Origin of the sequence: Chondromyces apiculatus DSM 436 (assembly GCF_000601485.1) — a bacterium.
Classification (GTDB): domain Bacteria; phylum Myxococcota_A; class Polyangia; order Polyangiales; family Polyangiaceae; genus Chondromyces; species Chondromyces apiculatus.
Window position 1 is genome coordinate 1 of sequence record NZ_ASRX01000014.1, and the last position, 19,917, is coordinate 19,917.

At 70.2% G+C, this 19,917-nt stretch carries 18 protein-coding genes; 11 read left to right on the forward strand and 7 right to left on the reverse strand.

The window, feature by feature from the left end; genetic code table 11:
- On the reverse strand, positions 1-949 hold a 949-nt coding region (locus CAP_RS09835; protein ID WP_197041099.1), incomplete at its 3' end, for a metallophosphoesterase.
- A 221-nt stretch (positions 950-1,170) separates the two neighbouring features.
- Here CAP_RS09835 and CAP_RS09840 point away from each other — a divergent pair.
- From CAP_RS09840 to CAP_RS09860, 5 genes are all read left to right on the forward strand, one after another.
- Positions 1,171-2,388 carry a peptidase associated/transthyretin-like domain-containing protein gene (locus tag CAP_RS09840; protein ID WP_231511272.1) on the forward strand — a complete coding sequence of 406 codons (1,218 nt, stop codon included), beginning with the start codon at positions 1,171-1,173 and terminating at the stop codon, positions 2,386-2,388.
- Positions 2,389-2,407: 19 nt separating this feature from the next.
- The gene (rsmD, locus tag CAP_RS09845) at positions 2,408-2,953 is read left to right on the forward strand and encodes a 16S rRNA (guanine(966)-N(2))-methyltransferase RsmD (protein WP_044239047.1); all 546 of its coding nucleotides are present in this window, start codon (positions 2,408-2,410) and stop codon (positions 2,951-2,953) included.
- Between the two features lie 81 nt (positions 2,954-3,034).
- Positions 3,035-3,418, forward strand: coding sequence for a hypothetical protein (locus CAP_RS09850; RefSeq protein WP_044239049.1), 384 nt, complete (start codon positions 3,035-3,037; stop codon positions 3,416-3,418).
- An 18-nt stretch (positions 3,419-3,436) separates the two neighbouring features.
- On the forward strand, positions 3,437-4,234 hold the full coding sequence (gene truA, locus CAP_RS09855; RefSeq protein ID WP_044239051.1) for a tRNA pseudouridine(38-40) synthase TruA: 798 nt from the start codon (positions 3,437-3,439) through the stop codon (positions 4,232-4,234).
- Positions 4,235-4,298: 64 nt separating this feature from the next.
- A complete protein-coding gene (locus CAP_RS09860) occupies positions 4,299-5,741 on the forward strand; it encodes a trypsin-like peptidase domain-containing protein (RefSeq protein ID WP_044239053.1) in 1,443 nt (480 codons plus the stop codon).
- A 115-nt stretch (positions 5,742-5,856) separates the two neighbouring features.
- Here CAP_RS09860 and CAP_RS44155 read toward each other — a convergent pair whose 3' ends face one another.
- Entirely contained in the window at positions 5,857-6,720 is an 864-nt protein-coding gene (locus tag CAP_RS44155; RefSeq protein ID WP_052374653.1) for an RNA polymerase sigma factor, read from the reverse strand.
- Between the two features lie 384 nt (positions 6,721-7,104).
- Between CAP_RS44155 and CAP_RS09870 the strand changes: the two genes are divergently transcribed.
- Positions 7,105-9,099, forward strand: coding sequence for a YgiQ family radical SAM protein (locus tag CAP_RS09870; RefSeq protein ID WP_052374656.1), 1,995 nt, complete (start codon positions 7,105-7,107; stop codon positions 9,097-9,099).
- A 236-nt stretch (positions 9,100-9,335) separates the two neighbouring features.
- Positions 9,336-10,559, forward strand: a complete 1,224-nt coding sequence (locus CAP_RS09875) for an aminotransferase class V-fold PLP-dependent enzyme (protein WP_044239058.1) — start codon at positions 9,336-9,338, stop codon at positions 10,557-10,559.
- Positions 10,560-10,574: 15 nt separating this feature from the next.
- Here the strand turns inward: CAP_RS09875 and CAP_RS09880 are convergent, their stop codons facing one another.
- A complete protein-coding gene (locus CAP_RS09880; RefSeq protein WP_044239061.1) occupies positions 10,575-11,543 on the reverse strand; it encodes a hypothetical protein in 969 nt (322 codons plus the stop codon).
- 8 nt (positions 11,544-11,551) lie between these two features.
- A complete protein-coding gene (locus tag CAP_RS09885) occupies positions 11,552-11,803 on the reverse strand; it encodes a hypothetical protein (RefSeq protein WP_044239064.1) in 252 nt (83 codons plus the stop codon).
- Positions 11,804-12,428: 625 nt separating this feature from the next.
- Between CAP_RS09885 and CAP_RS09890 the strand changes: the two genes are divergently transcribed.
- On the forward strand, positions 12,429-12,926 hold the full coding sequence (locus CAP_RS09890) for a hypothetical protein (protein ID WP_044239067.1): 498 nt from the start codon (positions 12,429-12,431) through the stop codon (positions 12,924-12,926).
- A 21-nt stretch (positions 12,927-12,947) separates the two neighbouring features.
- On the opposite strand, the gene CAP_RS09895 is transcribed toward CAP_RS09890, so the two are convergent.
- Together CAP_RS09895 and ligD are read right to left on the reverse strand one after the other, a co-directional pair.
- Positions 12,948-13,427: a DUF6841 family protein gene (locus CAP_RS09895; RefSeq protein ID WP_044239070.1), complete on the reverse strand. Its 480-nt coding sequence runs from the start codon at positions 13,425-13,427 to the stop codon at positions 12,948-12,950.
- A 114-nt stretch (positions 13,428-13,541) separates the two neighbouring features.
- Positions 13,542-15,302: a non-homologous end-joining DNA ligase LigD gene (gene ligD / locus CAP_RS54920; protein WP_044239073.1), complete on the reverse strand. Its 1,761-nt coding sequence runs from the start codon at positions 15,300-15,302 to the stop codon at positions 13,542-13,544.
- 42 nt (positions 15,303-15,344) lie between these two features.
- Between ligD and ku the strand changes: the two genes are divergently transcribed.
- From ku to CAP_RS44160, 3 genes are all read left to right on the forward strand, one after another.
- The gene (gene ku / locus CAP_RS09905) at positions 15,345-16,328 is read left to right on the forward strand and encodes a non-homologous end joining protein Ku (RefSeq protein ID WP_197041100.1); all 984 of its coding nucleotides are present in this window, start codon (positions 15,345-15,347) and stop codon (positions 16,326-16,328) included.
- A 198-nt stretch (positions 16,329-16,526) separates the two neighbouring features.
- The gene (locus tag CAP_RS09910) at positions 16,527-17,198 is read left to right on the forward strand and encodes an MEDS domain-containing protein (RefSeq protein WP_044239076.1); all 672 of its coding nucleotides are present in this window, start codon (positions 16,527-16,529) and stop codon (positions 17,196-17,198) included.
- Positions 17,195-18,808 (forward strand): sensor histidine kinase, encoded by a 1,614-nt coding sequence (locus CAP_RS44160; RefSeq protein ID WP_156040658.1) that lies wholly within the window; start codon positions 17,195-17,197, stop codon positions 18,806-18,808. The genes CAP_RS09910 and CAP_RS44160 overlap by 4 nt, the downstream gene beginning before the upstream one ends.
- 65 nt (positions 18,809-18,873) lie before the next feature.
- Here the strand turns inward: CAP_RS44160 and CAP_RS54925 are convergent, their stop codons facing one another.
- Positions 18,874-19,830 (reverse strand): alpha/beta hydrolase, encoded by a 957-nt coding sequence (locus CAP_RS54925; protein WP_044239078.1) that lies wholly within the window; start codon positions 19,828-19,830, stop codon positions 18,874-18,876.
- Between the last annotated feature and the right edge of the window lie 87 nt (positions 19,831-19,917).

Sequence of the window (19,917 nt, forward strand, 5' to 3'; positions counted from 1 at the left end):
CGCCGCCCGCGCCGCCCGCGCCGCCCGCGCCGAGGGCCGTCCGCTTCCCTGCCGCGGCGTACCCACCCAGCGCCTCGCGCCGCGTCAGCAGCTCCAGCGCCTCCCGCCCGTCGAGCGCCTCGATCCCTGCCACCCCGGCCCCTGCCACCCCGGCGCTCCTGCTCCCCAGGAACCCCGCCGACAGCCGCCCCTGATCGTAGAGCCGCCGCGCCGCGATCTTCGCGAACGAGAACAGAGACGCCCGGTACTTCGCCGGCAGACCCAGCAGCACTGCCGGCACGGGCACCGTCTCCGGCTTGAGCAGGTCCACGAACGCGTACTCCAGCTTGATGTCGTTCATCACGTCCACGACCAGCCGGGTCCCTGCGTTGGGCTCCCAGGCGGGCGGGACCTCGTGTGCCTCCACGGCCTGGGCCACCCGTTCGAGCGCCTTGAAGTCCACGGGGTTCCACGGGTCCACCTGGTTGCCGTGCACGCAGTGCACCCGCCGCCCGCCCACCTCGCAGGTGTACCCCTGTCCATCGAGGCCGAGGCGCACCCGCGCCCGCGCCTCGGTGTCGTCTCCGGCGATGCGCCCCACGAGCAGCTCTGTCACCGTGGGCAGCGCCAGCTCCACGTCGTGGTTGCCGAGCACCAGCACCAGCACCGCGCCGGGCGCTTGCACGAACCCTGCGAGCGCATCCCACACCGGCCGGAACGCCTCGTCCTCGAAGATCCCCTGCAGCTTGGCGGGGGCGCCCAGCGGGTCGAGGTAAGCTGCACCCTCTTCGGCGAGGAAGTCGACGATGTCCCCGTTCAGCACGAGCCCCACCCGGCGCGCCTTCGCCACCTCGCCGAGGTGGTCGATGACGGCTGCCAGCGCGCGGCCCTGGTTGAAGATCTGGTGCCCCGGGATCCCGCCGAGGTGCAGATCGGACACGATGTGAATCTGGTCGAGCGCGTCCATCATGGTCCTGCGGCGCGTCCCACGCCCCTCGCCCAGCGTAGCACGCCACCCTCCCTGCTCTCCGCACCTGAACAGCCGAACGCCTGCCCGCGATCCCTCAGTTTCCCCGTCCCCGCGCGGCGCATCTCCCCTGCCTTGTTTCCCGCCCTTCATCTCCTCCGCGCGGTCCCCACCCCCACCTCCGTCCTTCCTCCCGCGCGGTCCTCACCGCACGGTCCTCGCCCGTGCTCACCCGCCCCAGCCGCCAGATTGCGTTCGCGGTGCGGAGCCAGGTAACGTGTCACCTGAACCCGAACTGGGACCTGATCCTGATGATGAAGCGCGCAGAGAGAACCGGTCTCGCAGCCACGCTGGCCCTCACGGCATGCCTCGCCGCGGCGGCCCCCGCGTCCGCGGACGAGCCCGGACCCAACACGGTCCCCATTAACGTCGTGGCCATCCAGACCGGGGAGGCCTACGACCAGGCCGAGTCGCTCACCAAGGCGCTCCGCGCGGCGATCAAGGCGGTGCCCGGGTGGTCCCTCGCCGAGGGCGACTACGCGCTCGAGGTCCTCACGCTGAGCTTGAAGTGCAGCGACGTCCCCGACGCGGCCTGCCAGTCCCGCATCGCCGACCAGATCAAGGCCGACCGCTTCATCTGGGGCAACCTCACCCAGAAGGGCAACCTCGTCACCGGCCAGCTCCACCTCTGGTCCCGGGGCCAGGGCACCACCAGCACCCCCATCGAGTACAGCGCCAACCTCACCGAGGCCAACGACGAAGCCCTCCGCCGCGTCGCCACCGACTCCATCCAGGCGCTCACGGGCGGTCCCCCCAAGGGTGCGATCCACATCAAGGCCGGCGCCATCTCCGGCCAGGTCTTCATCGATGGACAGCCCGTCGGCGCCTTGACCAACGGCGAGGGCACCTTCCCCGTGGCCGCCGGCAAGCACCGCGTGCTCGTGAAGGCCACGGGCTACTTCGACGCCGAGGCCACCGTCGACGCCAAGGCCACGGGCGCCGCCGATGTCGTCCTCACCCCGGTCCCCAGCAACACCAGCGAACCGCTCAACTGGCGCCGCATCGGCGGCTTCGTCGGCATCGGCGGCGGCGTCGCCCTCGGCGCCGTGGGCCTGGTCAGCGTCTTCCAGGTGAACGGCACCCGGAACAACGAGGCCGTCCAGGACTACCGGGGCACGGTCCAGGGCAACCTGTGCGAGTCCGCGCGCAACGGCACCACGGGCCACACTCGTGAGGCCGAGGTCGCCCAGAACTGCGACAAGGCGCGCACCTTCGAGATCATGCAGGCCATCTTCTTCCCCCTCGCTGCGGTCTCTGCGGGCGCCGGCGTCTACCTGCTCGCCACGAGCGGCGACAGCGCGGACACGAGCGGCACGGGCTGGACCTTCCAGCCTTCCGTCGGCCTCGAATCCGGCAGCATGAGCGCGACGTACCGGTGGTGATCTCCGGCATCGCACCCGGATGCGGGTGATCGCGGGCCGGCTCGGGGGCCGGCGCCTCACCGCTCCTCACGGCGCCGCGACCCGCCCCACCACCGACCGCGTGCGCGAGGCCCTCTTCTCCGCGCTTGGCGATGTGGGCGGACGGCGCGTCTGCGACCTCTACGCCGGCACGGGAGCCCTCGGCATCGAGGCCCTCTCCCGCGGCGCTGCCCGCGCCGTCTTCGTCGAGAGTGGCCGGCCTGCCCTCACCGCCCTCCGCCAGAACCTCAGCGCCCTCGGCCTCGACGCCGAGGCCCTCGTCATCCCCCTCCCGGCCGAGCGCGCCTTCACCCGCCTCGCCGACGAGGCCCCCTTCGACCTCGTCCTCCTCGACCCTCCCTGGGCCGACCTCGCGTCAGCCGCGGACGTCGCCGCGCGCCTTGCCCGCCAGGGCCTCCTCGCGCCGGACAGCCGCCTCGTCCTGGAGCATGCCCGCCGCGACCCACCCCCGCCCCTCGACCTCCTCACCCTCGACGCCACCCGCATCTATGGAGACACCGCCGTCTCCCTCTACACGCGCCCCTGACCGAGAGGCCCCTGATCCAGGGTACGCAGTACTACGCAGTACCCCCTTCCCCTCGGGGCCCTCAAGCAATAGGAATTCAGCATGCGCAGGCTCGCCACCCCGATCGCGCTTCTCCTGGCCGCCCTGGCCCTTGGGTCGCTCGCTTCTGCCTGCGGCTCCGAGGGGACCACGCCTGACTGTGTCAACAACGTCGGCGCGGATGGCATCACGCCTGCGGAAGACGGCTGCCAGCGGTTCGCCGTCTGCCCCGAGGGCAGAGCCGCGGACTGCTGCACGGTCCAGGACAGCCCCTACCAGACCGGCGAAGACCCCTCGTATCCCTGCTGGCAGGCGCGGTGTCTCTACGGCTTCGGCGAGGCCATCGACGTCACCTCGATCTGTGGTGGCGCGTCGCCCGCCGGTAGCGGTGGCGCCGGCGGCGGTGGCCCTGGCGGCGGTGGCCCTGGCGGCGGCGACGCCTCCTGATCGCACCTGGACCGCGCGATGACAGCAGAAGCGCGCGGCGTCCTGCTCACGGTCGCCTACGACGGCCGCCCCTTCTCCGGCTTCGCCATCCAGCCGGAGCAGCGCACCGTCGCCGGTGAGCTCCTCGGCGCAGTCCAGGCCATCGACCCCACCGTCCGCGAGATCCGCGGCGCCAGCCGCACCGACGCCGGCGTCCATGCCCGCGGCCAGCGCGTCGCCTTCGACACCACTGCCACCCTGCCTCCGCGCGGCTGGGCGCGTGTCCTCGCGCGCCACCTCCCCGACGAGATCGCCGTCCGCCGTGCCGCCTTCGTCCGCACCGGCCTCGTCCCCCGCTTCGAGAGCCTCGGCAAGCATTACCGCTACCTCCTTCTCCGCGACCGCACCCGTGACCCCTTCTGGAGTGGCCGCGCCTGGCGCCTCGACGACCCCCAGCATTTCTCCCTCGACCTTGCCCGTGCCGAGGCGGCCCAGGCCGTGGGCACCCACGACTTCGCCGCCTTTCGCACCAGCGCCGACGAACGCACCAACACCGTCCGCACCCTCGCGCGCGTCGACGTCACCGAGGACCCCTCGGATGCCCGCTTCCTCCGCGTCGACGTCGAAGGGGACGCTTTCCTCCACAACATGGTCCGCATCCTCGTCGGCACCCTCGTCGACGTCGCCCGCGGCCGACGCGCCTCGGGGGCCATCGCCCGCGCCCTCGCCTCGCGCGACCGACGCGACGCCGGGATCACGGCACCGCCCGATGGACTCCGCCTCGAGCACATCGAGCTGCGCGACGAGGGGACGGAAGCCTGGCCCGCCGACCCGTAAACCGGCCATACTTCCGGCTCGTGCAGCGCCACGGCACCTGGGACCCTCGCTGCCTGGAGGAAGCATGACTGCCCGACGCCCCGTCACCTCCCTTGCCCTCTTGCTCCCCCTCGCCCTCGCCGGCCTCGCCCACGCCCAGCCTGCGCCAGGCCGCCCTGTCCCGGCGCCGAGCGCGGCGCCGAGCCCCGCAGCGCCGCCTCCCATCGCCACCTCGGCGCCTGGCTCCCGCGGCGCTGCCGCCGCTTCCGGATCCATCCAGGACCTCCGCCGCCTTGGCGACGCCTTCGCCGACGTCGTCGACAAGGTCGCCCCCTCCGTCGTCCAGATCGAGGTTGCCGTCGGTGATGGTGACACCTCGCCCCTCCGCCTCTTCCGGGGTGGCGGCGAGCGCCGTGGCGTCGGCTCTGGCGTCATCTACTCCGCCGACGGCGCCATCCTCACGAACAACCACGTCATCGACGGCGCCCGCGCCATCACCGTACGCCTCCGCGACGGCCGCACCTTCTATGCCCGCCTCGTCGGCCGCGACCCCTCCACCGACCTCGCCTTGCTCCGCATCGACGCCCGCAACCTCCCCGCAGCGCCCCTCGCCGACAGCGACACGGCCCGGGTCGGATCGTGGGTCGTTGCCATCGGCTCCCCCTTCGGCCTCGGCTACACCGTCACCACCGGCGTCCTCAGCGCCAAGGGCCGTGGCGGCGTCGGCGTCAACGCCGTCGAGGACTACCTCCAGACCGACGCCAGCATCAACCCTGGCAACTCCGGCGGACCCCTCGTCGACCTCGACGGCCGCGTCCTCGGCATCAACACCATGATCGTCAGCCGCGGCCAGGGCATCGGCCTCGCTGTCCCCGCGGTCATGGCCCGTCGCGTCGCCGAGCTCCTCCTCAAGACGGGCCGCGTCGACCGCACCTGGATTGGCGTCGGCCTGCAGGACCTCACCCCCGAGCTTGCGGCGGCCATCCCCTCGGCGCCTCCCCTGGGTGCCCTCATCAACACCGTCAGCCCGAGCGGCCCTGCCTCCAAGGCCAACCTCAACCCGGGCGACGTCGTCACCAGCATCCTCGGCAAGCCTGTGCGCGACGCCCAGGATCTCATCCGCGAGATCTTCCTTCACGACGCGGGCGAGGCCGTCACCCTCGACGTCAACCGTGGCGGCAAGCGTTACCAGACCAAGGTCATCCTCGAATCGCGCAACGAGCCCCCGCCGCCTGTCCTTCCTGTCCAGCGCACGGCCTCGCAGCAACCTGGCCTCGGCCTCACGGTGCGCGACGCTGCCGACCCCCGCTCACCGCCTGGCACCAAGGCCACTGTCGTCCGCGTGAACGGCGTCGCCACCGACTCTCCGGCGGACCGTGCGGGCGTCAAACCTGGCGACATCCTCCTTGAAGTCGACGGCAAGCAGCAGCCCACCGCCGCCGACGTCGAGGCGGCCACCCGTGACGGCCGCCTCCTCCTGCGCATCCAGCGCCCCAACGCCGTCCTCTACACGGCCGTCCACCGCTGACGCTTCCTCTCCTTCCGCCTCTTCCCCTCGCCCCTCGCGCCCCCTTCCTCTCCTTCCGCCTCTTCCCCTCGCCCCTCGCCCCCGCCCTCGCCCTCGCGTCCCCTGCTGCGGCCCGTCAGCGCTTCTTCGGGCGTCTCCGGGGGGGTAGACGCCGTGCCGGGAGCACCACCTCGGCGCTCTCTGGCATCAGCGCTTGCCGCTTCTCCTCGCTCAGGCGCCGCACGAGCGCCTGGAAGTCGATGCGTGCGAGCCGTAGCCGGTTCTGGGTCGTGTTCCGGTTCAGGCCCAGCTCCTCGGCGATCTGCGGCACCTCCAGCTCGAGCAGATCGTGCAGCACCAGGACCACCCGTCGCTCGATGTCGATCCGATCGAGGATCTGGACGATCAGGCTGACCCGCTCTGACTCGGCGAGAAGGGTGTCGGGGGCTGGTGCCTCGCCGCCGTCGTCCTGTCCGGACCTCGGCGGGAGCAACCCTGCGAGCACCTCGCGACGACGGTAGGCCCGGTGCCGGTAGTGGCTCACCTGACGCCATGCGATGCCGAAGAGCCACCCGCCCAGCGGGCTCCAGGATTTGGAGGCAGTGGGAGGCGCCAGGGCCCCGCTGGCAGAGGGCGTGGCGCCGCCTGCCCAGTCCACGCCGAATGCGTCGCCCGCAGCGATTGCGCGGATGACCTCGAGGGGATCGTGTGCGGAGCCTGCCGCGTCCCTGTCGAGTGAGAGCCCTGCATCGAGCGCGAGCCTCAATGCGCGTGCATCGCCTTCTTCGTCGGCGCGGCTCCCTCGGACCGAGCGGCTCCTCCGGCCTGTGTCGTCGTCCTCGTCCGCGCCGGTTTCCCGGTCTGCGTCGTCGTCCTCGTCGCCTTCACGGCCCTCGCTGCGGCGGCTGCGCGCGTACCTCCGCACGTCGAAGCGGTCGAGGGCCGTGAACGACGCGAGGAGCACGTCCTGCATGACGTCGTCGAGGTCTACCTTGGCCACCCCGAGGGATCGGAGCGTCCGGCGCAGGTGAGGGATGTTATTCGTGTGAATCGAGCTCCAGCTGATTCGCTGCAAATGGCCTACGGTATTCGATGAAGCCTTCACGTGCCTTGATTACGGAGCCCCATGTCGTTCGATGAGACATCCGTCATCATCGGTATGCTTCAATGCTTCAAGGCCATTCTTGCTGTGTTTTGTGAATGATTGAGGCACGATTCAGAGCACGTCTTCGCCTTACTCGCACCCTCGTCTGACACGTGCGCCATTTGCAACGCGCCTCTCCGAGATGCTTTCCCCAGAGCGCGTAAAGATTCTCCCTCGCGACCGCCCGCTCCTGGCGTTTCCCTTGCCGCGCGCCGTCTTGGCCCTTACGGTGGCCTCGCCGTGCAGTTTGTTCAGCTCCGCAAGAGCGCCCGCTCCCGCCCCCGCGATCTACGCGCCTTTCTGCCCACCACCCGCGAGGAGATGGAGGCGCGCGGCTGGGATGCGCTCGACATTCTCCTGGTCAACGGCGACGCCTACGTCGACCACCCGGCCTTTGGGGGCGCCCTGATCGGCCGCTTCCTCGAAGCGCGCGGCTACCGGGTGGGCATGATTTCCCAGCCACCCTGGCAGGACACGAGCGATCTGCTCCGCATGGGCCCCCCCCGGATCATGGTGGGCATCACCGCGGGCAACCTCGACTCCATGCTCAACAAGCTGACGGCCCAGAAGAAGGTCCGCAGCGAGGACCAGTACTCCCCGGGCGGCCAGGTTGGCCTGCGCCCGAACCGCGCCGCTATCGTCTATGGAAACCTCTGCCGCCAGGCTTTCCCGGGCGTTCCCATCATTCTTGGTGGCATCGAGGCCTCTCTCCGCCGCATTGCGCATTACGACTACTGGTCCGAGCAAGTGCGTCGTTCTGTGCTCCTCGACGCGAAAGCCGACCTCCTCATTTTCGGCATGGGTGAGCGCGCCGTATGGGAAGTCGCCGATCGTCTCCGCAATGGCGAGAGCATCCGTGACATCCGCGACGTCCGCGGCACGGCCTACGCCCTCCGCAAGGGCGCGTGGGAGCATCTCGAGCCCTCGCGCTACGTGAAGGACGGCAAGACCGTGGTCTTGCCGAGCTACGAGGAGGTCCGCGCCGACAAGCAGGCCTTCGCGGAGATGTCGCGCGCGTTTCAGTTCGAGACCAACCCTGGCAACGCCCGCCCCTTGCTCCAGGCGCACGGCGCCGAGGCCGTCTACTTCAACCCCCCGGCCATCCCGCTCGACACCCCGATCATGGACGAGCTCTACGACCTGCCTTTCGCCCGCGCGGCGCACTGGTCGTACGAGGAGCCCATCCCTGCCTTCGAGACGGTCAAGCACTCCATCGTCACCATGCGCGGCTGCTTCGGCGGGTGCACCTTCTGCTCCATCACCGAGCACGAGGGCCGGGTCATCCAGTCGCGCTCTGCGGAGAGCATCCTCCGCGAGGTGCGCGCGCTCCGGCGCATGGACGACTTCCGCGGCGTCATCACCGACCTCGGCGGCCCCACCGCGAACATGTACCAGATGCGCTGCAAGGACGAGGCGATCGAGACCTCTTGCCGCCGCCTCTCCTGCGTGTACCCGGGCGTCTGCGAGAACCTCAACACCGACCATGGTCCCCTCCTCCAGCTCATGAAGTCGGTGCGCGAGGAGGCTGGCGTGAAGAAGGTCTTCATCGCCTCCGGCGTGCGTTACGACCTCGCCGAGCGCTCCCCGGAGTTCGTGCGCGACCTCGCCCGCCACCACACTGGCGGCCAGCTCTCCGTCGCCCCCGAGCACAGCAAGAAGGACGTGCTCGACAAGATGAAGAAGCCGGGCATCGAGAGCTACGAGCGCTTCGTCGATCAGTTCCGGTGCGCGAGCGAGGCCGCGGGCAAGGACCAGTACCTGGTCCCCTACTTCATCTCCGGCCACCCTGGCGCCACCTTGCGCGACATGGTGGACCTCGCCCTCTACCTCAAAGAGAACGGCATGCGCCCGCGCCAGGTGCAGGACTTCATCCCCACCCCGATGTCCATGGCCACCTGCATGTACCATACGGGCATCGACCCCTTCACGCGCGAGCCTGTCTACACGGCCCACGACATGCGCGAGAAGCGCCTCCAGAAAGCGCTCCTCCTCTACTGGGACCCGGCGCACCACGAGGAGGCCCGCGAGGCCTTGATCAAGGCGGGCCGCGGAGACCTCATCGGCACCAAGCCTCGCTGCCTCGTCCCTCCGGCGACGGGCAAGGGCGCCCTCCCTATCCGCATGTCCCGCGCCCACCCCAAGGGCCGCGCCCCCGAAGCCCGCCCGGGTGACGCCCCTCCTCCCGCGCCCCGCCGCCACCCGCGCGACAACCCCCGCCCCCCGCGCCCGCGCTGACCTTCCCCGTGCGGCGACGAACGCCGGGTAGCGACCAACGGGAGCGTAGGGGCCGCAGGCCCCTGATCCAGGGTACGCAGTACCGACCAACGGGAGCGTAGGGGCCGCAGGCCCCTGATCCAGGGTACGCAGTACCGACCAACGGGAGCGTAGGGGCCGCAGGCCCCTGATCCAGGGTACGCAGTACCGACCAACGGGAGCGTAGGGGCCGCAGGCCCCTGATATAAAAACGGAGTATGCGTCACACTGCTGAGAGCGCGTCGCCGCGCGAGTTCACTGCACGGCTCGGGGATCGCGGCTTGTTCCCGCATCTCCGGCCGCTCGTGTACCTCAACCATGCGGGCATCAGTGCGCCCTCGCAGCCGGTGCGCCTCGCGGTCATCGCGTACCTCGACGAGTACGCCAAGCTCGGCTCTGCGGCGTATCCCCGCTGGCATGCCCAGCGCCTCCGCCTCCGTGACAGACTGGGCCGCCTCGTGGGGGCCACGGGTGCGGACATCGGCTTCGTCCAGAGCACCACCGCGGGCCTCACGGCCATCGCCCTCTGCTTCCCCTGGCGTCAAGGCGACCGCATCGTTCTCTTCACGGGCGAGTTCCCGGCCAACGTCACCCCCTGGCTCCGGGCGGCGGAGCTGTTTCGCCTCGAACCTGTCTTCCTTCCTCTCGACGGCTTCCGCACCGCTGACGGCGACGGACTCGCGCGACTCGAAGAAGAGCTGCGCCGTGGGGTGCGCCTCGTCGCCACCAGCGCCGTCCAGTTCCAGACTGGGCTCCGCATGCCCCTCGCCGAGATGGGTGCCCTCTGTCGCGCCCATGGTGCCGAGCTGTGTGTCGACGCCGTCCAGGCGTGTGGTGCGGTCCCCGTCGATGTCGGCGCGGCCCAGATCGACTACCTCGCCTGTGGCAGCCACAAGTGGCTCATGAGCCTCGAAGGTGCTGGCTTCGTGTACATCCGGCCCGAGCGCCTCGCCGCGCTTCGACCTTCCGTGGCCGGGTGGCTCAGCCACGAGAACCCTGTCAGCTTCCTCCTCGAAGGCCCGGACCGCCTCCGTTACGACCGCCCCATCCGCCAGCGCGCCGACTTCGTGGAGGGGGGCAACGTCAACGCGGGGGGCTTCGCCGCGCTCGAAGCCTCGCTCGACCTCATCGACCAGATCGGCGTCGCGCAGATCCACGCGCATGCCAACGCCTTCAACGATGCCCTGGAGCCAGCGCTCGTCGAGCGCGGCTTCGCGAGCCTCCGCTCCCCGGACCCTGCGCGCCGCTCGGCCATGCTCTCCCTCCTCCCGCCTCCGGGGATCGACGTCATCCTCCTCCGCGCTGCGCTGGACGACCTCGGCATCACCTGTGCGACCCCGGATGGCGCCCTCCGCTTCTCGCCCCACTGGCCCAACGCCATCGACGAGACCGAGCAGGTCATCTACAGCGTCGACGAAGCCCTCCGCCGCCTGCGCGGCTGACAAGCTTCGGAGGTATCAGGTGGAAGTGCGAGGTGGAGGGGCCTGCACCTCGGGGCTGCCAGCGGCAGATGCCGCGCCCTCGCTGTCGCGCAGGATCGAGCGCATGACTTCCACGACCTGCCGAGCCACCTGGATGGTCTGCTCTGCGTCTGCCTCATCCGCGAGCTGCCCCGCGTGGATGATCTTGTTCCGCTTCGTGTAGCTGCTCGTCAGCTTCTCCCACAGCTTGTCGGGTTCTCGGAACAGCGAACGGCCCGCGATCAGATACATCGCCGCGCTCATCTTGTTCCGCAGGCCGAAGTCGTTGTCTTTGAAGAAATCGCGGCCCTGTCCCCACTCATCGCTCAGCTTGCGATCGACGAGCTGGTCATAGATGCGGTTGAACGTCGCATCGATCGTGCTCCAGCAGAACAACACCGCTTCTCGGAAGCGGCCTGTATGACGAGCTTCCTCGGCATCGAGCAGGAAGAGGTCTGCCACCTCGGGCTCCTGTTGCTCGATGAGCCCTCTCCGGATGGCGTCCTCTAGCTGACGTACCGAAACTGGTCCTGACACGGCTCCAGGGGGGCCTGGCGCATGATGGATATCCTCGATCCATGGTTCCTGCGTGGCGAGGACGGCAAACCTGACCGGGCTGATGCCGTATCTCGTCAACTCGACGAAGCTTGGATCTTGCGTCAGGACCCGGTACCAGCGGATCAGGCGATTGAGGTGGTCGAGGAAGATCCTCTGTTTCTTCTCCGCGGTCTTCTGACGTTCCGCTTCGTCTCCGGGCTTGTTGTCTTCAAAATCGAAGTACGCCCGGGAACGGGTCGTCCCCGCATGGCTCCCCCCGCCCTCCGGCGCGATTTGCTCGATGCCGATGCCGCTCTTGAAGTCCCTCCCCGGTTTGCTGTCCTTGCTGACTGCGACGTCATAAACGCCATCGGGGAGCAGAAAGAGGTAGGGGAGGTCGACGCTCAGCCTGATCGTTGTCGCGGCCATGCTCCCCTTCATGAAAAGAGAAGTCGGAACTTGTCGGTGAACCCGAGCTTCGATGCGATGGTTCGGATTTCGCCCAGATACGTGTCGGTCACGCTCGCCTTGTCGACGCCTCGACCGAAGGAGACGTAAGCGACGAGGATGCCTGCAGCCGAGAAGAAGTCGGCACGTACCTGTGCATTCTCGCTCCGGAACGTCCCCTTGTAGTCGCCATAGAAGCTGGCGACATCCGGACCGAGAGAAGGGTCTTTCTCGAAGGTCATGCTGACTTGCTCCGCTTGAGTCGAGTGTAAGCTTCGGGTGTTCGAACCGTCAACGACATCACAGCAAGCCGCGTGCCAGCAGCAGACAGGGGGGCTTGAGGCGTGCACGGTGCCCTCGTCACCTGCGGCCGACCTCACCGTGCGCGCGACAGGTGCCCTCGTCACGCGCGTACGACGTCACCGTGCGCGCGACAGGTGACGTGGGCACGCGCGTACGAGGTCACCTGTCGCGCGACAGGAGCCCTCGACCGGCGTGAACGACGTCATCTTGCACGCGTCAGGAGCCCTCGACCGGCGCGTACGAGGTCATCTTGCACGCGTCAGGAGCCCTCGACCGGCGCGTACGACGTCACCTTGCACGTGTAAGGACCCCCGACCGGCGTGAACGACGTCACCTTGCACGTGTAAGGACCCCCCGACCGGCGTGAACGACGTCACCTGTCGTGCGACAGGAAGGCACGTCCATGGTTGCAGACGGTTCCTGTCGCGCGGCCGACAGGGTGGAGGACCGGTGTGGCACGGTCCTGTGGGACGGAGACCGGGCAGATCACGAGGAATCTCCGGGGTGTACGCGGCCTGCCTTGCGTTGACAGCGACGCCTCCCGGCTTATCGTGAACGGCTCTCATGGGTCTCCTCAGCTCTCCTGCTGTGCGGCGGACGCTCCTCGGTGTGGGCGTGCTCGCCTTGATGGCCACCCTCGCGACCTCGTGCCGGAAGTCGTCCGGTGAGGCGACACACACGGAGGCTGGCGCGGATGCCGGCGCGGATGCCGGGGATGACGGGGGGGCCGCGGCGCCCCTGCCGCCCGGGGCCAAGGCGTGCGGGCACCCGGCGGCGACGCCGAGCCAGGTCGTCACCGCGTTCCTCGAAGCCAGCAAGGCGCGCGACCTGCAGGGGATGCTCTCGTGCTTCAAGCCGCAGCACCGCCAGCGCATGGCGGGGCGCGAGGCGCGGCTCGAAGAGCTGACCGTGCTCTCGTTCACGCTGGGGCAGGAGACGATCGACGGCGAGAGCGCGGAGGTCCAGGCCACCGTGCAGCGCTACGACGGCCGCGGCGGCATCGAGCACAAGCGCGACCCCATCCGGCTCGAACGCGAGGGTGGCGCCTGGTACTTCCGCTGAGGCGTCCGCCAGCGCGCACCCTCACGTCGCGCGTGCGGGGTCCGGGCTTCCGGACGGCTGACCCGCCGGCTTGAGCCCGTACTTCTCGTAGAGGGCCATCTCGTCGCCGGCGATGAAGGCGATGATCACGGGGCCCGCCTCCCGGAGCTGGAGGATGTAGGTGACGTCGAAGTCGATGGTGAGGGGCTCGCCGCTCTCGGGCCGCGCGTAGTCGGCGCCGTAGAAGACCCGCACCATGACGTGCGCATCGTCGATGGGGGTGACGGCGACGTCGCGCAGCCGCATGCGGCGCGTGCCGATGGACCTGTAGAACGCGTAGCCCTGCTCGAGCGTCTCCGTGAAGCTACCGTCGTTGTTGCCGAGGGAGACCTCGTTCGGGCCGGCGCCGAGGAAGTGTTCCGCGAAGTGGCTGCGGATGGCCGTGGCGTCGACGGCATCGCCGAGCGAGCGGTTGTAGGCGGCGACGTAGCCCTCGAAGAAGCTGCGGACATCCGGGTGCATGAGACCTCCTCTTTCTCTGGAGATGCCAGGCGCGGGCGAGAGGGTGCGCTGGAGGAGCGGGCACGTCGCGCTTTCCTCCCCGGGCCCTGCCGCGGGACTCGCCTGCGGCCCGGGTCAGCCGGCCCGCGCGCCGTGGGACCTCTGCTCCAGCTTCTTCACGGCGGCCGCGACGTCGGGTCGCGCGGTGAACAGGCCCTTGAGCAGCTCGCCTTCCCGGGCCACCCGCTCGGGCGCGGTGAGCAGGGTGAAGGCGGCCAGGTCGAGGTGGGTGGTCACCTCGTCCCAGTGCACCGGCATGGAGACCGTGCCTCCGGCGTTCGCGCGGGGGCTGTAGGCCGCGGCGATGGTGCGGTGGCTGCCGGTTTGCCCCGTGTCGATGAAGACCCGCGCCCCGCGGCCCGCGATGCGGCGCTCCATGGTGGCGGACTTCGGGTCGTGCTTGACCAGCATCTTGCCGAAGAGATCGGCGAGCATCCTCGCGGCCTCGAAGGGGATGCCGGGACCGAGCGGGACGAGCACGTGCATGCCGCTCTTGCCGGAGGTCTTGGGGTAGCCCTCGAGCCCCACGTCCTCGAGCATCTCCCCGAGGGTGACCACGAGGGGGATCGCGGCCTTCAAGGACGACTGCTTGACGTCGAAGTCCATGGTGAAGAAGTCGCAGGACTTCAGGTCGGACACGCGCGCGGCGAGGGTGTGCAGCTCGATGGCGCCGAGGTTCGCGACGTAGAGGAGGGTCTCGACGTCGTCGACGATGATGGTGTCCACCGGGTCCGACGGGTCGTCGGTCGGGAGCCGCTCGGTGCGGATCCAGCTCGGCGCCCCGCGGGGGACGCTCCACTGGTGGAAGTGCTTGCCGCTGATCCCGTCGGGGTAGCGGACCATCATCAGCGGGCGGTCCTTCAGGTAGGGCAGCATCGCCGGGGCGATCGCCTCGTAGTAGGCGCAGAGGTCCCCCTTGGTGATCCCGTCCCCCGGCCAGAGCACCTTGTCCGGGTGGCTGATGGAGACCGCGTGCGCCAGCGATCTGGAGGGCGTCAGCGTCGCCCCGGTCGCCTTGGTGGCCTTGGCAGCCTTGGTGGCCTTGGTGGCCTTGGTGGCCTTGGTGGCCTTGGCAGCCTTGGTGGCCTTGGTGGCCTTGGTGGCCTTGGTGGCCTTGGTGGCCTTGGTGGCCTTGGTGGCCTTCTTCGCCGCCGTCTTCCTGGCTGCCTGCTTTCGCCCCTGGGGAGCGTGCTCCTCCGGGTGGGCCGTCCCCTGCGCGTCGAGCTCCTCCACGGTGAGCCCGCTGAGGACCGAGCGTGGCGCCTCGGCGACGAGATCGGTGCCGGGTGCCGCGTAGGCATCCGACCTCTTGAAGAGCAGCCACTGCTCCTTGCCGGTCGTGGTGCGCTCGCCCTCGCGCCCCCTGTCCGAGGTGCGGATCAGCGTGAACGCGCCCTTGAGCTTCTCCCCCGCGAACTCCATGTCCAGGTGACCCTTGTCGAGCCCCTCTTCGGCCGAGCCGCTCGTGTACCGGATCTTGCCGCGATCCCAGAGGATCATCGGGCCCGCGCCGTAGTTGCCCTCGGGGATCACCTCCTCGAAGTCGATGTACTTGAAGGGGTGCTCTTCGGTGCGCACCGCGAGGCGGCGGTCCTTGGGGTCGAGGCTCGGGCCGCGCGGCACGGCGAAGCTTGCGAGCACGTCGCCCACCTGGATGCGCAGATCGTGGTGGCGGCGGGTGGCGTCGTGCAGATGCACCACATAGACACCCTCGTGGGTGCCTTCTTTCTTCGCAGGTGACGACTTCTTGCGCGCTCGCCGCTCCTCGTCGGCGCTCGGGAATGGCTCGTTCGTACGGCGTGGGTCCCGCTTTCTCCTGTATTCGTCCAGTTTCATGGGAGGGAAGCTCCTGGCATGTACCCCGCTAGGATGCCGATCATGGCCCTGCGCGCGAATGCCTCCGGCACGATTTCCTTCGGTCTCGTGACGATCCCTGTGAAGATCTATACCGCGACGACCTCGCACCGCGTCTCGTTCCACATGCTGCATGAGAAGTGCGGCACGCGGGTGCACATGCAGTATGTCTGCCCGACGGACGAGGAGGTGGTCAGCAGGAAGGAGCTGGTGCGCGGCTTCGAGCACGCGAAGGACCAGTTCGTGACGCTGACGGAGAAGGAGCTGAAGCAGCTCGAAGGGGAGCGGTCTGACCGGATCGACATCCTGGAGTTCGTCCCGGAGTCGGCGGTCGACTTCACCTACTTCTCGGACACCCACTACCTCGGGCCAGGCAAGGGAGGCGATCGGGCCTACCTGCTTCTCGCGCAGGCCATGACCCGGACCGAGCGGCTGGCCATCGGCAGGTACGGGGCCCGCGGCCAGGACCAGCTCGTGCTGCTGCGGCCTTACGAGGGCGGCCTGGCCATGCACAAGCTCCACTACGCCGACGAGGTGCGCTCGATGAGCGACGTCGACTATCCGCGGAAGGTGCCCTTCAAGCAGGCGGAGATGGATCTCGCCGAGCGGCTCATCGACCAGCTCGCCGTGGATAGCTTCGACCCCGGGCGCTACCACGACGAGTACCGCGATCGGGTGCTGGAGGCCGTGGATCAGAAGATCGCCGGCGAGGAGGTCACCGTGGCTCCCGAGGCGCCGCCCGCCAAGATCGTCGACCTCTTCGAGGCGCTGAAGCGCAGCCTTTCTGACAAGTCCGCCGGCAAGGCGGCGCGGGGCAAGACGAAGCGCGGGAGCAGCAAGGACACCCGCGAAAGCACGGGCGAAGCTGCGAGCGAAAACACGAAGAAGGCGCGACCCCGCAGCACCGCGGTGGCCCACCGGACACACGCCAAGGCAGCCCGTCGCCCCGGCGTGCACAAGACCACGGGACGTCGCCGTTCCACCTCCCGCACCGGCACCAGCGGCTGACGCGTCACGGCGCGCCTCACCCGTGGGTCAGGCGCTACACCTGAGACTGCGCAGCACTGTCGAGCCGAGCACACGGTGGTGCGCCTACGGCGCGGGCATGAAACGCAGTCCGTATTCTCCCGAGGAGGGTGCATTGTTCGTTCAGAACAAAGCCCCCATTCCTTGACGGTGCTCAGGTGGGGAAGCACGTTCGTTGCCATGAGCCGGTTCATCTCCGACGCAATCGCTTACTGGACGGCCGACGAGCTGCTCGATGCGATGGCGCCCGCGCTGGTGACGGCGCTCGATGCCGGCGAGCGGGTCGTCTACCTCGCGGACGATCTGCCGAAGGAGACCATCGCGTCCGCGCTCCGTGCGCGGGGGATCGACGTGGACGCGGCCTCGGCTTCGGGCAGGCTGGAGATCACCACGGCGTCGGAGGTGCTCTTCCCTGGCGGGAGCTTCGACGCGACGCGGGCGCTCGCGCGGTTGTCGGCGTGTGCCTCGTACGCGGGGCGGCGGCTCACGGGGGGGTGCGGGGAGGACTGCGCAGGGATCCGGGGCGTGGTGGTGGGGCGCGGGGGAGCGAGGGCTCCGGTGCGCCTCGCGATGGAGATGACCTACCTGCTCGCGGACGTGCCGGCCATCGAGCTGGCGCCGGCGCTGGAAGCGCAGCTCCAGGTGGAGACGCTGGGAGGCGTGCCGTTCACGCGGGTGTGCGCCTTCAACGCGGCGCGCGAGGTGACCGACACGGTGGCCGACGTGCTGCGCCTCCACCCGTTCGTGAGGACGCACGGGATGCCGCTGCCGAACCCCTACTACCGCCCGTGGCGCGAGCTGCACGCGGTGCGTGACCTGACCCCTCTTCCCGGGCGGGGGGTGAGCGCGTGAGGGGCCCGCGCGACGGGAGCGCTGCGCTGTCGGGAGCGGGCCCGTTGCCGGGGGCGATGGCGCTGTCACGGCCCTTCCTGGAAGGCGCGGCGCGCACGGCCAGGGCGCTGTGGGAGGCGGTCACGCCGTCGCCATCGCTCGCGTCCACCTCACCTCCGCGCAGCTCGCGAAGCGCGCGCAGTCCGCGGAGCGAGGCGCCTGCGGGAGGGGAGAGCAGAGGAGAGCGCAGCGCCCAGCGAGAGGGAGAAGGGAGCCGCGCGGAGGAGCGGCTCGCGCTCCTGGAAGCGCTTCTCGGGACCGGAGATCCGGGGACATGCGTGGGGCATGCCGTCGCCTGGCTGGAGGAGCAGGCCGGGGTGCGGCAGGTGGTGTGCGCGCTCGTCGATCCTGCGGGGCAGAGGCTGACGGCGGTGGCGAGCCGGGGTGTCGCGCGGGACGTGGTCGACGCGCTCGCGCTGGACCTCGACCGGAGTGAACACCCGGTGGTGGCAGCGCTCGCCGCGGAGACGCCGCAGTGGGTGGACCTCGAAGGAGGCCCGACGAGGTCGAGGGCCGAGGCGCAGTTCCTGGCGCATCCGCTGGTGGGCCACGGGCCAGGGGGCAGGGTGCCCGTCGGGGTGCTGCTCACCGGGCTGCTGGAGGCGCCGGCAGAGCGTGACGTGCAGTGGCTCCTCGGGGTGCTGTTGCGGAAGCTCACCGTGGGGGGAGCTACGGGCGCCATGCTCATCGAGACGGCTGCGGTCTCGCCCGCTGGGAGCGCGACGAGCGCGGCGAGTGCGGCGAGTGCGGGAGGGGATGTCCAGGCGCCGCGCGAATCCTGCGAGGGGCGCGAGGCTGGCGCCGAGCTGTCGCGGCAGCGCGAGATGCTCAGCCAGCAGCGGGTGGCGCTGGAGGAGGCGGCGGGGATGAAGATGCAGTTCCTCGCGGGGATGTCCCACCAGATCCGGACGCCGCTGAACGCGGTGCTCGGCTACACCAGCATGCTGCTGCAGGGGCTGGGAGGTGGGCTCAGCGAGCGGCAGCGGGGGATGCTCATGCGCGTCGACGAGAACGCGCGGGCGCTGCTTTCCACGGTGAACGACGTGCTCGACGTCTCCCGGATGGAGGCGGGGAAGATGCCGGTGTTCGTGGGGGAGGTGCGCATCGAGGAGATCGTCGAGGGCGTGCTCGACGAGCTGGGGCCGGCCATCGCCCGCTCGAGGCTCGCGGTGCGCACCGAGGTCGCGGCGGAGCTGCCCGCGGTGCGCACGGACCGGGCGAAGGTGAAGCACATCCTCCTGAACCTGATCACCAACGCGCTGAAGTACACGCGCGAGGGCTCGGTGACGCTGCGGGCAGCGTTCGAGGCGCAGACGAGAGAGGTGGTGCTGTCGGTGGTCGACACCGGGATCGGGATCCCGGAGGAGCAGCGGGGGGCGCTGTTCGAGGACTTCCAGCAGGTGGACAACGCCGTGAACCGGAAGCAGGGCGGCGCGGGGATGGGCCTGCCGATCAGCCAGCGGCTGGCGGCGCTCCTGGGGGGGCGCGTCGAGGTGTCGAGCGCGCAGTCGGCGGGGACGACGGTCACGCTGCGGCTGCCGCTCGACGTGGCGGACGCGGCGCGGGGCTGAGGCGAGGCGCGGGGCGCGGGGCGCGAGGCGCGAGGCGCGAGGCGCGAGGCGCGTCGCTGCGTGCGTCAGGGGGCCTGGGCGAAGAGCCAGGTGAGGGCCTCGCCCATGATGCGCTCGGCGTCGGGGCCGTACTTTCCGTGAGGGGCGCCGGGGAGCACCAGGTAGGTGGCGGTGACGCCCGAGGTGGCGAGCCTGGCTGCGGCTTGCTGGAGATGGTCGCGGCGGTCGAGGGCGCCGGCGACGATGGCCACGGCGCTCCCGCGCGCGAAGCTCCGGGCCTCCGGGGCGAGGGGGCCAGCGACGAGGGCGGTGCGGGGGTAGCGGCGTGGAAAGGTGCGGGTGAGGTCCTCGGCGCGCGAGGCGCCAAGGGAGTAGCCGACCACCGTGAGCGAGGTGTCGTCGAGGGGGACGGCGGGCGTGTCAGAGGAGCCAGCGGCGCCGCGCGCGGCGGAGACGGCGGCGAGGGCCCGGGTGATGCGGCGGTCGAGGCCCGTGAGGTCGTGGCTCCAGGTGGTGCGCTGGCGGTCGGGGCAGGGGACGTCGCCCTGCACCGAGACCACCGTGGCGCGCGTGGCGATGGCCGCGGCCCAGGCGCGGTAGGCGAGCGGATCGCCGCAGCGGCCGTGGAGGTAGATCACGACGCGTCGCTCGGTGAGCGGCCCGTGGGCGACGAAGGCGGGGCGGTCGCCCGGAGGCTGGACGGTGGCGGGGAGGTCTGACGGAGGAGGGGCAAGCGGTGCAGGGGAGCCAGGCGGTGGAAGGGAAGCGGCAGGGGCTCCGGGGGGCGCGGCGGCCGTGGCAGAGGCGGCGGATGCGGCGGATGGGGGGGCGGAAGGTGAAGCGGGGAGGGAGAGGGACGCGGGGAGGGAGAGGGACGCGGGGAGGGAGAGGGACGCGGCGCGGACGGTGGCGGTGGCTCCGGGCGCCGGGGGCGCGCGGGGGGCAGGGGGGGCAGGGGGCGAGGCGCAGGCGGCGGTGAGCACGGCCGCAACGAGCGCGAGCGCGCGGGTGATGGCGCTCATGCTCTCCACGGAGCTCGGCGGCGAGGCAGCTTGCCCAAGCCGCGTAGCTTACCAGGCGGCGCGGGAGGTTCGTGGAGCGTGGGGCCC

Coding starts and splice junctions, on each gene's coding strand:
- rsmD (WP_044239047.1), top strand. CDS start 2,408: ATGCGGGTGATCGCGGGCCGGCTCGGGGGCCGGCGCCTCACCGCTCCT.
- CAP_RS09850 (WP_044239049.1), top strand. CDS start 3,035: ATGCGCAGGCTCGCCACCCCGATCGCGCTTCTCCTGGCCGCCCTGGCC.
- truA (WP_044239051.1), top strand. CDS start 3,437: ATGACAGCAGAAGCGCGCGGCGTCCTGCTCACGGTCGCCTACGACGGC.
- CAP_RS09860 (WP_044239053.1), top strand. CDS start 4,299: ATGACTGCCCGACGCCCCGTCACCTCCCTTGCCCTCTTGCTCCCCCTC.
- CAP_RS09875 (WP_044239058.1), top strand. CDS start 9,336: ATGCGTCACACTGCTGAGAGCGCGTCGCCGCGCGAGTTCACTGCACGG.
- CAP_RS09880 (WP_044239061.1), bottom strand. CDS start 11,543: ATGGCCGCGACAACGATCAGGCTGAGCGTCGACCTCCCCTACCTCTTT.
- CAP_RS09885 (WP_044239064.1), bottom strand. CDS start 11,803: ATGACCTTCGAGAAAGACCCTTCTCTCGGTCCGGATGTCGCCAGCTTC.
- CAP_RS09890 (WP_044239067.1), top strand. CDS start 12,429: ATGGGTCTCCTCAGCTCTCCTGCTGTGCGGCGGACGCTCCTCGGTGTG.
- CAP_RS09895 (WP_044239070.1), bottom strand. CDS start 13,427: ATGCACCCGGATGTCCGCAGCTTCTTCGAGGGCTACGTCGCCGCCTAC.
- ligD (WP_044239073.1), bottom strand. CDS start 15,302: ATGAAACTGGACGAATACAGGAGAAAGCGGGACCCACGCCGTACGAAC.
- ku (WP_197041100.1), top strand. CDS start 15,345: ATGGCCCTGCGCGCGAATGCCTCCGGCACGATTTCCTTCGGTCTCGTG.
- CAP_RS09910 (WP_044239076.1), top strand. CDS start 16,527: ATGAGCCGGTTCATCTCCGACGCAATCGCTTACTGGACGGCCGACGAG.
- CAP_RS54925 (WP_044239078.1), bottom strand. CDS start 19,830: ATGAGCGCCATCACCCGCGCGCTCGCGCTCGTTGCGGCCGTGCTCACC.